This is a genomic window from Staphylococcus sp. M0911, assembly GCF_003491325.1.
Taxonomy (GTDB): domain Bacteria; phylum Bacillota; class Bacilli; order Staphylococcales; family Staphylococcaceae; genus Staphylococcus; species Staphylococcus warneri_A.
The window spans coordinates 29,025-42,014 of sequence record NZ_CP022881.1 but is presented as its reverse complement, the minus strand read 5'-3'; the positions used below and the strand labels follow the sequence as shown (position 1 = coordinate 42,014).

General features: G+C 27.5%; 11 protein-coding genes. All 11 read right to left on the bottom strand.

From position 1 onward, the window contains the following. Positions 1 to 112: 112 nt before the first annotated feature. Positions 113 to 2,116 (bottom strand): restriction endonuclease, encoded by a 2,004-nt coding sequence (locus ssp1_RS00175; RefSeq protein ID WP_075777714.1) that lies wholly within the window; start codon positions 2,114 to 2,116, stop codon positions 113 to 115. 580 nt (positions 2,117 to 2,696) lie between these two features. Continuing rightward, positions 2,697 to 3,161, bottom strand: a complete 465-nt coding sequence (locus ssp1_RS00170; RefSeq protein ID WP_107546872.1) for a hypothetical protein — start codon at positions 3,159 to 3,161, stop codon at positions 2,697 to 2,699. Beyond that, complete coding sequence (locus ssp1_RS00165; RefSeq protein ID WP_118828052.1) at positions 3,162 to 4,682, bottom strand: hypothetical protein; 1,521 nt, start codon at positions 4,680 to 4,682, stop codon at positions 3,162 to 3,164. 113 nt (positions 4,683 to 4,795) lie between these two features. Then, the gene (locus ssp1_RS00160) at positions 4,796 to 5,197 is read right to left on the bottom strand and encodes an AAA family ATPase (protein ID WP_075777717.1); all 402 of its coding nucleotides are present in this window, start codon (positions 5,195 to 5,197) and stop codon (positions 4,796 to 4,798) included. A gap of 1 nt (position 5,198) precedes the next feature. Continuing rightward, a complete protein-coding gene (locus ssp1_RS00155) occupies positions 5,199 to 5,381 on the bottom strand; it encodes a hypothetical protein (protein ID WP_075777718.1) in 183 nt (60 codons plus the stop codon). Beyond that, a complete protein-coding gene (locus tag ssp1_RS00150) occupies positions 5,365 to 6,801 on the bottom strand; it encodes a DEAD/DEAH box helicase family protein (protein WP_107536295.1) in 1,437 nt (478 codons plus the stop codon). The genes ssp1_RS00155 and ssp1_RS00150 overlap by 17 nt, the downstream gene beginning before the upstream one ends. After that, a complete protein-coding gene (locus tag ssp1_RS00145; RefSeq protein ID WP_075777720.1) occupies positions 6,798 to 7,433 on the bottom strand; it encodes a phospholipase D-like domain-containing protein in 636 nt (211 codons plus the stop codon). Before ssp1_RS00145 ends, ssp1_RS00150 begins: the two co-directional genes overlap by 4 nt. Next, entirely contained in the window at positions 7,434 to 9,743 is a 2,310-nt protein-coding gene (locus ssp1_RS00140; protein ID WP_118828049.1) for a sigma factor-like helix-turn-helix DNA-binding protein, read from the bottom strand. 89 nt (positions 9,744 to 9,832) lie between these two features. Then, a complete protein-coding gene (locus tag ssp1_RS00135) occupies positions 9,833 to 10,453 on the bottom strand; it encodes a hypothetical protein (protein ID WP_075777723.1) in 621 nt (206 codons plus the stop codon). Positions 10,454 to 10,635: 182 nt separating this feature from the next. After that, positions 10,636 to 11,115 (bottom strand): 23S rRNA (pseudouridine(1915)-N(3))-methyltransferase RlmH, encoded by a 480-nt coding sequence (rlmH, locus tag ssp1_RS00130; RefSeq protein WP_075777724.1) that lies wholly within the window; start codon positions 11,113 to 11,115, stop codon positions 10,636 to 10,638. A gap of 366 nt (positions 11,116 to 11,481) precedes the next feature. Further along, on the bottom strand, positions 11,482 to 12,282 hold the full coding sequence (locus ssp1_RS00125) for an MBL fold metallo-hydrolase (RefSeq protein WP_015364556.1): 801 nt from the start codon (positions 12,280 to 12,282) through the stop codon (positions 11,482 to 11,484). Positions 12,283 to 12,990: the final 708 nt, after the last annotated feature.

The following is a 12,990-nucleotide window of genomic DNA, read 5'->3' as shown; positions in this document are numbered from 1 at the left end:
AATACAGAAACATTACAGATAGAATAGCAACATCTAGATAAAATTATACAAAAACATCTCAAATTAAATAAGGTATCCAATGATTAAAAAGCATAAAATCATAAATAGTGTCTTATTTTATTGATGCAGAATAGTAAAACCCAAATTTTAATTGAGCGTCAACTAAAGATCCTTTCGCATAATAACCATTTTTTTCCTTTCCTACACACCCAATTAATGGATTTGAAAGTAAATTTAACATATTATCTACTTCTTCTTTAGTTAAATCTTCATCATTAAACTCATCTATGCTTTTTATAAGCATATAAATTTCACGTATAGTTAATATACCCTTTGTAAATTCGTCATCACTATTTTCTATTAAAGTTTGTATAATCGATTTAAATAGTACATTATATCTACGCATTCTATTATATGTACTATCCAAAACGCTTATATCTACTTCTCCTACTTGATTAAATAATTTTTTATATTCAATTGCTTGTAAAGGGTATACTTGATGCCTTTTCACTAATAATTCAAGATTATCTATATCCAATAATAAAACTTGATTGTTTTCAGCAAATCTTTTTAATCTTCCATTAAATTTTTTGCCAACTATTACTATAAAATCTGCATCATGCTTCTTTTTATGTTCTTTAAGCGCATCAAAATTCACTAAGTTTTCAGTAATTTTACCTTCCTTATTTGTCTTTGCCTCGATAGCTACCTTATACGTATAATCTGGAACTGTTCTAGCAGTTAATAAAATATCTGTAGTGCCTGATTGCGCTAACAATTTAGTTTTAAAACCTAGTTCAATAAATGTTTTTTCTAATAATTTTTCGAAATCGTGTGGACTAGAAGAATTAGTTGAAGCTAAGCGAACTTCTTTTAATAAATTTTGATAACTCTCTTCATTATTTTTTAATAACCCAATTTCTTTAGTTGAAGAGTTATTAATACTCATTTTACCTTTTAATACTGATAATAATAACTGCCCACGATTTGATAATTTTAACTTTTTACCTTTATCATTCAAAATCAATTTAGCATTTTTTAAATGGGCTAGTCTTTCTCTAATTCTATCAAGTCTTTCAGAATTCATATTAAACTCAGTTACACCTCTAGCAATTAATTCTTTAGGCTCTTGAGGAGACTCTTCTAACACGAAAAGTATTTCAAAAATATACTTATATTCTTTGTTTATAAAAAATAATAGATATAAATCTGGACGGTCAGAATTTAAAAGTTTAATACCATATTCTGAAGTTTCGTAAACTTTTTCTCCAATTCTATCTATAATTTTTAAATTAGTTAGAAATGTTAAAAAACTATTCACAGATGATTCCTTGCACTTGAACTTATCATTAATATAATTACTTAATGACTCTGTATCTTTAGCATTTAAAGTAAATTCTATTATGTTTAATATCAGTTCAGTTGCTTTTGCTCTACCTCCTGGAATATAACCTAATCCATCTTTTCTATCAATGTTGTTGACGTTCCAACCTAACTCCTCAATCCATTCTGGTAATTTAATTAATTTTTCATTTGCAGTTATATCTTGAATATATTCAGATATATTAAAAGATTTCAAAGGTGGATATTTTTCTATAAAATTTCTTCCCTCTTGGTTAATAACATATAACTTTTTATAACTCATTGAATTAATTAAGCCTAAATCATTTAACCACGCTAGTCGCTCATGAATCTGTCCGTTTTGTTTCCAAGACATATTATAATTTTCATTTGCATAGTTTAAGACTTCTTTTGTAGTTTTAGGTTCTTTTATAAAAAACAATAACTCAGATATATATTTCACATGTAATTGCAAAAATTCAGCTAAATTTTCTCTAAAACTTTCTTCTTCAAAATTTATTAAACTCTCAGTGAGGTAATACTTATTTTCATTATCTTTTTTTATAAATTGATATCTTAATAGTATTTCTATGTAATGTTTTAGTGTATGTTCTGTTTCACTACCTTCAATTTTTACAACAGTTTCTAGTTCTGTGTTAGTAATTATTTTATGAAAAATAGTCTTTATTGTATCTACATACCCAAATTTAGATTGTGATCTAGGTAAACGTGGTAATGCGTTAAATTTATGTTTCCATTGGTCAATTTGGTTCATTTTTTTATCTCCTAAATGTGTATTAATTTATTGTCTATCTATTATTTTACATTAAAATTATATATAAAACCGCATCACTTATGATACGCTTCTGCGTGTCGGACGATAATGAGTTTTTCAATACAATATTATTTTGTCAATATTTCTTATAATTTAGATATTTATATAAAAATATCCTTCATAATATAAATATATTAGGACGTAACATCCTCTCTAGGTTAAACAAAATTTTGAAGAAACATGGTACGAAATGTTAAAAGATTTTAATAGTAAAAACAACAAATTCAATAAGGACAACAATCCTATTCAATTCGAATACTGTGATTGTTGTCCTTCTAACAGTTTTATGCTTTTTAGTGAACTTTTTCTATCTTTATTTCTTTTCAGATAACTAGTGTAATATATCGCTCATTTTTATATTCTTTAATATACTGATAGTATAGTTAATTTTTTCTATTGAAATTTATAGGACTTACTCTTTATATATTATTATAACATTGCCTTACAGTTAACCAGTAATCATTTAGAACTATTTTCGAAAATACTTTAAGTTAAATACAAAATTTTCAAATAAAAATTATTAAAATGGGATATTTTGAATTTCAGAAAGTATATATTTTGATAAATCAAATGTTAAATTTCCATCTTCATTGTCAAGAAACTCGCCATTCCATCTATGAGGTAGTCCTCTCTCAACTATTAGTTCTAATCCTCCATTTGCGTATTCATCTATTATGTTTTTGACTTTCATTTTATTATTTAAATTTACAATTTTATCAATATTATAATTTATTTCACTATCAGTAAAGACCATATTAAGTAATAATGCTTCTTCTTTATATGATAAGTAACTAGTTCTTGTTTCTTTACCTTTACTTGAAACTTGAACACGTTTTGAATTTTTAAATCCTAATGTTGCAGCCAGTATATATAAGTGTTTAATTTCTATTTTATTTTTGGCTTCTTTTTTGTTAAAAGTATCAAAAACATCATTATACTTACTGTCAGTAAAAAATATCATTTGATTATCTTTTAATATACCCATTTATAATCCTCCTCTAGTAGACATTGTCTCGTTTAAATCTACAGATTCAATTTCAGAATGGTGTACGTCTACTTGGTTTATTCTATACCATCTGCCTAAGCGATTTGTGGATTTAAATACTTTTTCTTCACTTGGAGTTAATTCAGTATCAGTAACAAGTAGTATCCACTGTGCCGTTAGGTTCGGTATTTTTTCAATTAAATTATCTCTGTTCATTCCGCTCAAGCGGTTAAAAGGAGAGTCCATAAACAGCGGGTAGTCAATTTTATCAACAGAACCCTCTCTAACTGCTAATTTAGCTAATGCAGTTATAAAAGAAAGAGAAAGTATCTGTCTCTGTCCTTGTGAAATATCTTGAGTAATTTTATATCCATTATTATTAAGAGCAACAATTTGAAAATTTGCATCTATTTCAACGTTACTAATAACATCGATATCTTTTTTATCAATTAATTTTTTGAAAATTTCAGAAGTATACCTACCTAGTAAGATTCTTACATCCTCACTAAATGTTTTTGAAATATCTTTTAATTCATGTTCCAGAGTTACCAATATTTGTAATTGTGATTGATCAAATACATTTCTACTTTTCTTTTTCATAAGTTCTTGATATTGTTTTTCAAGTTTTTCTTGTTCTACATCTAATTCTTCAAGTTTATTTTCTTTAAGCGCAATTTCTCTAATGATGTTTTCTTTTTTTGTTTCCTCTTGTTCTATCATGCTTTGAATATCTGCTAAATCCACAGAATTTTTCGCTGAGTTAGCAATATCATCTTTTAAATCCCTAATAACATCTACTTCTTTTGAAATTTGGTTACTCAAGTTTTTATAACTCTTTAAATTGTTATTAAAATCTTGTTCACTTTTTTTATGATCATCTAGACAATCTTGAGCTTCTTTCAATAAATTTCTAGCTAGTTCATAAGACTCAGAGTGTTTATATGTTTCTAGTAAAGACTCTATGTATTTCTTATTTTGTTCATGTTCTTTTAAATCGTTGTCACACACGATACATTTATCATTTAGCAATGATAAATTTAATATTTCTTTAGGTATACTTACTTTATTATCGCCTAGAAAATTATCAAAATAATTTTTATTTTCATCTAGAAAACCTTCTACTAATAAAGACGGTCCTGACTCAAATAAACTACGACTTAGTTGTGCCTTATTATTTTCTAATTGAGTTTGTAATATTTCAATTTGCTCTTCTTTTTCTTTGATTCTATCTTTAATTTCAACAATATGCTTATTTTTTTCTAATGTTAATGAATGCTTTGCGATCATTTCATCCATCACTTGTTTATCTTCATCTAGTTTAACTAACAAACCTTTGATTTCTTCTGACTCTAAATCGATATCACTCATTTTTTTTGATATTTGGTTTGCATTACCATCTTTCATACTTTCAGATAAGCGATGACGAACAACTTTGCTAATATCCTTCACAAATGTTTTAGCTGTTTCAATTTTATCTAATTGTAGTAAACTAAATATTGCACTTCTAACTTCTTTTCTCACGTTAGAATCTGCTTTTGCTATTGTGTCTATTTTTTCAGCGTCAAATAAAAAGAAATCTTTAATATCTTCATTAATTATTTTATTTATTTTTATATTGATTTCTTGTTTATCCGTTAAAGCATTAGGCCTGTTTTTGCATCAATTTCAAGAAGACTGACATCACCTTCTTGTTCTTGAATTAAATTTGAAGACCATTTTGTAGCTTTCATTACTCTTTTGATTTCATAAACATTATTTTCATGCTCAAATTTTAAGGTAACAGAAGACTGAGATGTACCCGCAGCATCATCGATAACCTTAAAGTTCGTCAAATGTATAGTTTCATTAGCTGTATCTTGAGAAATTTTCTTTGAACCAAATAAAACAAACATAATAGCTCTATATATACCTGTCTTTCCTTTACCATTTTCCCCAAATAAAATAGTAGTGTTTTGCTTATCTTGATATGCAAATTCAATAGACTGCTTACCATAGTATTGTCTAAAATTTTCTAAATCCATTTTAATAAGTTTCATATCATTGTTCACCTCTTTCTTTAATAAATTCGCTTAATTGTTTTTTGAACTTATCTTTTGCTAATGTTTCTTCTGTACTTGTATTCGCACTTGCTAAGTCGTTAAGTAATGGTCTTAATAATATTTCATACTCCTCGTCCAAATTTGATAATCTTTTACTTAATTCATTATTTAATGCTGTCATTATCAAACAACTCCTTCATTTCTTTATATACATCCCATGGCTTTTTATACATCAGGGGAGTTAGATTATAATCTTCTAATATTTTACTCATCTCTATTTTATTCTGTGTTGTATTTATAGCACTATCATTAAATTCAGAAAATCTAGGTAATTCTTTTATTGCAATTTTATAAAAATCATCATAAGTTAACCCAATTGGCAATACAATATAATCATGTATTACCGCAAAAGTTTTTCCTTTATATTTTCTAAGAATTCGTCCCCTTCTTTGTACAAATTCTCTCGGGTTAGATGTACTTGCTAAAAAATATGCTGTTTTAGTTGCAGGCACATCTACGCCCTCATCCAAACATTTAATAGCAACTAAAACTTGTATTTGTTCTTGTTCAAACATAGTTAGCAACTTTTCTCTATCCTTGTTTTTAACATCAGAATTAAATTTAGAAACTTTTACACCTAAGTCTGAAATTGATTTGACAATCATATCTATATCTCCAGGAGCACAATAAACCAGTGTATGAGATATTTTTGTAGGATCCTCAGTTTTAAAATCTTGCAAGAAAACATTTATCTTATTATTAGCTTTATTTATTAAATTAGATCTTTTTCTATATAAAGATTCTAATTTTTCTCTCGCATCAACCTCATCTTTATCTTTTTTATTCAAATTATTAATAATTAGTTGTGTAATTTTATTATATTCCACCATTTCTGATTCATTAAATTCGACAAGGTGCGGATAATAATCATATTTTGTTAATTTTTCATTACTAATAGCTTGATCTAAAGTATATTCATAGACTACTTCACCGACTGATTTTTTCATATAAGTAGTTCCTGCTTCATCCCACCAACGGTCTGGTGTTGCTGATAAACCTAGTCGAGCATTGAATTTCTCAAATGGGAAATCTTTAAATCCTTTAAAAGTGATGTAGTGACATTCGTCTGTAATTAGCATTGCTGGTTTATTCAATTTTCTAAATAAATTTTTAAAATATGAGGAAGTTGCAGTTTTATAAGTCGTCACAACTACAAATTGATCAACAAGCCCCAAATTATATTCTTGGACCATTTCTCTCACTCTGTTTATCCATGAAGATTGAGATCCCATACATCTAACTACCTCTGTTCCTAATATAAAATCAATATCTTTTATCCATTGGTTCACTAAATGTTGAAATGGTACAATAATAACAGTCACACAGTTTTTCACTTTTTCATTATAATCTTTTGCAGCTAATAGACTGGTTATGGTTTTACCTGTTCCCGTAGCCATTTCTAATATCCCTTTGTATCCCGCTTTCTTCCAGCTATTGATTGCTTCTTTTTGATATTTTCTAGGTTCAATTCTTCTTTCATTTTCTTCTAACCCCTTATCTTTTAAGGCAGGCGGTGGTACTAAAGATTTGTATTCAATCATTTTTTTCTTATAGTTTCTGGCAAATTTATTACTTTTAATTCATTAGTTTCATTTGACCATAATTTTTCAAAATCCATTATTGCGTTATCAATTCTATGTTTATCTTGTTTATTTGAATAGACATCTATTTTTTCAAAATTTTGACTTAATCCATTATATGTTTCATTAGCGGAACCCGAAAATGCAATTGAATTATTATTTTGATCAGTAAAAATCCCAAATTTTTCGTGATATATTGAGCCATTAGTAGTAAATGCAATTTTAATATCTAATTGTCCTCGATAAATTAGCCAAGATAAAACATTAAGTGTGTCATCTTCAATTGATTTATAACTTAATTCAATTTCTTTTAATAAACGTCTTTCGATTACACTCTCTCTTGCAGCATAACCTTTTTCAATAGCCTCAATATCTTCTTGAGATAATTTAGGATTAGCTACAATTCTAATTTGACCATCATTATGTAAAAATATATCTAAACCCTCGGCTAATAATTTCAAACTTTCACTCGTAAAATACCCTGAAGCTCTATCATATTTAATTGCATTATTTAAACAAGGTTTATAAAAATGTTCAAATAAATTATCATGACTTGACCTATATTGTAATTTGAACTCTAAACTATCGAACATTTATTCACCTCTTTCATTTAAGTAAAAAAAAACAAGATTATCAAAAGTAAAATAATCACTTTCTTTAAGTGTAAAATATATTTGATCTGAGTTTTGATGAACTAATCCATAACTTTTTAAAAACAATAATAAATTTTCTTCATTATATATATCTTTAAAATCTTCTTTAATAATTTTATATACAAATTCAGCATAAGAATTAAATTTTTTTACTGTGATAATTGGTAATTCATAGGTTGATCCATAATAAGCATCAAGTAAATGATAACCATTCGCTTTTGCGACGTTAGCTATGATTTCAGGAGTAACCATAAGTGAATCATTAAGTTCTATATCTATATCTTGAAGTTGTAACTTACTGATGTATATTTTATCTTCGAATTTGAGTTTAAGTATTTCTAATATTTTCCTTTCAACATTTAATGGAAAATCAAATTTTTCAAGATTAAGAAAAAAGTCATTATTATATGGAACAATTTTATTTGTTTCTATTAATATATCTTTAGCTTTGTAATACCGCTGTTCAGAATATCCTTTTTCAAAAATAAAATCACGTAATTTTTTAAAAGTAGTGAACTTAGGTAGTTTAAATACTATAATGTCTTCGATATTTCTATATTCGGAATACTTACTATATAAGAATTGGGAATGACCATGCATAAACATGAACTTAGATTTTATAAATTGCGCAAAACTATGAAGATCATTAATATTATATTTATTTATCAATACAGATAACTTATCATCAAAAGCTACTGTCGTATACAAGTCAGCAGTAATTATATATCCTTTTTCTATTTCATTGTTCACTAAATTATGTAGTGCTTGATATTGTATTTCTTCCTCAATTCCACTAATTTGAATAATTTCTTGGTTACCATTTATTATGACATCATCGAGCCTAGGAATCATTTGTTCTAATTTGATCTTCTTCCATTTTAGATCTTTTATTACTTCTTCAATTTTTGCAGGTGAATTTTCTCTTAGATAATCGTTTAAAATATCTTCTGCAGTTAAATTATTAGAATCTTTTGCATAAACATAAAGTGTGTTTTGATGACCAACCTTAAAGTCTTCAGAGTAAAAATTTTTGATTATAGAATACAAATGTGAATAAGAATAAACATTGTTGTCTTGCATTAATTTTGGATTATTCTTATAAATTAATCTAGGATCTGCATATTTACCTTGGTTAAGTTCTTCATTTACAAGTTGTTTGATTGCAACCAAAAACTCACCATCGATATCTTCAAAATCTTCATATTTATAAGCATTTCTATCTATTAAAATAACATTTTTAGCATCAGCTACTCTTGAGAATAGCGCTCTGGGATTAGAATTAATTTCCTTATCAAATAAAGTCTCGATTTGATATTTCAAAGTTTTATACCCTTCATCATTATTAATAAATATTTTATCTTTGTTCGAATACATAATGTACTCTAATGCAGCTACTATTGATATATTAGATTGAACAAATTTATTATTAACTAATTTATAATTAAATTCATTCAACCATTTTGTAGCGAATTCCATGTTTTCTTCATGTAAATATTCTAATTCACTCAAAGGTATTACCACACTGCCATTTGAAATATGCCATTCTATTTCATTCCTCATATTTTTATATAATTTATGTGAAATCAATAGCATATATTCATTTTTTACTAGATATATCGAGTTTCCTTCTAATAAAATAGCAATTATAAAGCAATATTCTAAATCTATATTTAAGTATTTTATAATTTGTGAAATTTGAATAATAGATTTATTTCTGAATTTAAATAAAACAAAATTTATCATTTTGTTCAATTCGCTAGAATCTTTCAGATTACGTTTAGCTTTTGATTCTATTTGTCTTACTCTTTCTCTTGTAACATTAATTTCTTTAGCTATTTCCGCTAAAGTTTTACCTTTATGTCTATTTCTAAGTACTTTAAATTCTCTTTCAGATAACGATTTTAAAATCTCATTCTTAATTTTTGTTAAATCAGGTAATGTCTCCATAAAATCTAAAAATATTTTGATAATAGCTTTATCATAAAGTTCTATTCCTAACTCGTTTACCAATCTTCTTTCATTTAAAAATATATTTGATAACTCATAAAAATTTATAATATCAGAAATAGGAATATCCTTAATATATATATAATTGACATGATTTTTTAATTCTGCCAACTTATGATTAAGATTAAATAAATAATGTTCGTTTGATACATTATAATTTTCAAAAATATCCCATATTACAGTTTGTCCATATACATAAGGTCTTTTCGATAATAAATTATCTTCACTAAAATATGTATCCATAAACTTCAAATAGCTCTTATTATAATAACTTAATAGTCCATCTAATTCTTTATTATGAAAATTATATTTTATACTACTACAATTTTTTGCTAATTTTTTTCAACGCAGTATTTGTATAGTTTTTCCCATGTTTTCTTTCTAGTACCTTTTGCATTTTTATATTCTACTAATGCCTCATCAATCTCATTAATGGTATAGTCTTTTCTATTACAATATTTAATAAAGTGAGAAAATAATTGATAAGGAACATAGTTAGATATATCAAGTTCGTTATATACCCTTTTTTCAATAACTTCCTCTTGCTTATAAAATAATTCAAACCCGTATTCTTTTAATTTCGAGATAAATAACTCTTTTCGCTCGGGCATTATAAATTTATCAAAACCATTAACTGGCACATAATTAAAAAATTTATCTGAATCTATTTTTAAATCAGTCACTATTTGTGTTAACCCAAAAAGTTCGAAAGGAAAAGATTTGTATCTATCTTTATTATCATTAATTTTAATATAAGGATATACGCTGTATTCTATACCTTTAAAAAAATTATTTTGTAATTCTTCCTTAAACCCGATACCTCTAATATGTAATTCTTTACGAAATTGATTAAACATATTTTTGTCTTGTTTATATAGGTCTCTCATATTTTCTATTACATTATCGTTGAAGTACCTAGACATATAGAAACTATGTTTTTTAACTTCATCCAAATCAAAATAATCAGGAAAATAAAATATAATCTACACTCCCCTTTTAAAAACCTATTTATATTTTATATAATGTTTTAAATCATATAATTTAAACTATAAATTTATAGTAATACACTGTGTAATATATTTCTACATATATTAATGTGAAACTTTCATTTTATGTAATGAATGAAAAAACCTTATCACTTATGATAAGCCTCTCCTCGCATAATCTTAAATGCTCGATATACTTGCTCTATCAACACGACGCGCATCATTTGGTGTGGGAAGGTCATCTTGCTGAATGATAGGGCGTAATTGCTGCGTTGTAAGACGTCTTGATGTAGGCCGTTGGATCCGCCTACCACAAATACAAAGTCGCTTTGGCCTTGTGTCATGCGTTGGTTGAGTTCTTTAGCGAGGCCTTCTGATGACAACATTTTACCTTCAATTTCTAAGGTAATCACACTTGCTTGTGGCTTGATTTTAGCTAATAGACGTTGGCCTTCTTTTTCTTTGACTTGTTCAATTTCTTTATCACTCATATTTTCTGGTGCCTTTTCATCTGGCACTTCTATCATTTCAATTTTGGTATATGTACCTAATCGCTTTTCATATTCAGCGATTGCTTGTTTCCAGTATTTTTCTTTAAGTTTTCCAACTGACAGAATTGTAATTTTCATAATATCCTCCGAGATGTACTTGTTAGAGTTATCCACAAGTTATCAACTTGTTCACACTATTCCCTCTTATTGTATCAGTTTCTCCTCGTATTTTTTATAAATTTTTATGATTTATGCACAAAAACTGTGGAATAACCTGTTATTTTGTGGATAAGTATGTGTACAATGTGGGTATTTCTTTGTGTATTGTACACAGTTGTGGGTAACTATGAACAATTCAGTGGATAACTTCCCGATAGTCTTAATTATTTTTATCAAGTTATCCCCTATAAATATGACTTTTAAGACTTACTTCTACCACTTTTCCACAGAAATAGTATAAAAAAAAGAGCGAGACTTTCCGTCTCACTCCCGTCTAAAATGTCATTATAAAGTATAAATAGGTGTCGCTTGTGCTTTATCCGTATCACATAACAATACTTCTTTTTCAGTATCTATATCATGTTGGTTTAACACTTGTCCTACACTCATACGCGCTAAATCTTTCATATTATTATCTTGAGATAAATGTGATAGATATATACGCTTTGTATTACCGGTAATCACATCAGTCATTGCTAAACCTGCATCCTCATTCGATACGTGTCCCATATCTCCTAAAATACGTTGCTTCGTCTTCCAAGGGTAACGACACATACGTAACATATCCACATCATGATTACTCTCAAAGATAAAGGCATCACTACCACGAATCATACCTTTCATTCTATCTGACACATAACCCGTATCAGTTAAAATCGTAAATTTCTTATGATCATTATGGAAAATATAAAATTGTGGATCTATCGCATCATGAGAGACGTTAAATGACTCAATATCAAACCCAGCAATTGATTGCGTTTCATACGGATTAAAAATAAATTTCTGATCCATTGGAATACGGCTATCTTTCTTCTCAATTGCTTGCCATGTCTTTTCATTCGCATATATAGGCAAGTTATATTTACGTGCTAAGACTCCTAGACCTTTAATATGATCAATGTGCTCATGAGTCACTAATATACCGTTTAAATCTTTAATATTTCGGTCGATTTGGCCAAAGAGTTCTTCCATCTTCTTACCCGTTAGGCCTACATCGACAAGGATACTTCCTTTTTCATTTTCAACAAATGTGGCATTACCAGTACTACCACTTGCTAATACACTCATGCGTATCAAGCGGCTCATCCTTTCTAATTGAAGCACTCATCCCTCTTAGTGACGTAAGAGTGCCTTCCGTATCATTTTTCTATTATTCTTTTAGTTAGTAATTAACTTTTTGAGCCGGAGACATAAACAAATGTTTCAGGCTATCATTTTGTATTGGCAGTAGTTGGCTGAATTGATTTTCACTTAAATCAAGTTTTTCAATTCTAGTCAACCTTGCCGTGGTGGAACAACGAAATCAATTTTAATAAAATGTTATTTCTGTCCCACTTCCACCCGTTCTTAAAATAGCTTATATTATACTATACCAATTCTTATATTAATCTGCCAATACTCCGTTTTTTAAACTACCGGTGTATTGCTAAATTAAAGTTTTCAGCTAGATTATTTATTTAATTTCACACTAGTTCAAAATACAAGTAAACATATAAAAACTGTCTACAAATTACGAAACTTTGTAGACAGTTAAACTTATATATTAATAAGAAGTATTTATGGCGAAGACTCCTGAGGGAACAGTACTAGTTAAAGATCTTAAAAATCTTCACAGATTTATCTGTGCAGTATTTCTCGCTGAAACTGTACCCTAAGAATGCGAAGTCATACAATACGAAGTATTACTTTTGAGGGTTCCAAGCTAGGATATCAATATATTTCAAGTTACATTCAAAATTAGGCAGTAGTTGACTGTAAAGTCATTCTTTTTCTTATAGAAATTAGAATGACTTA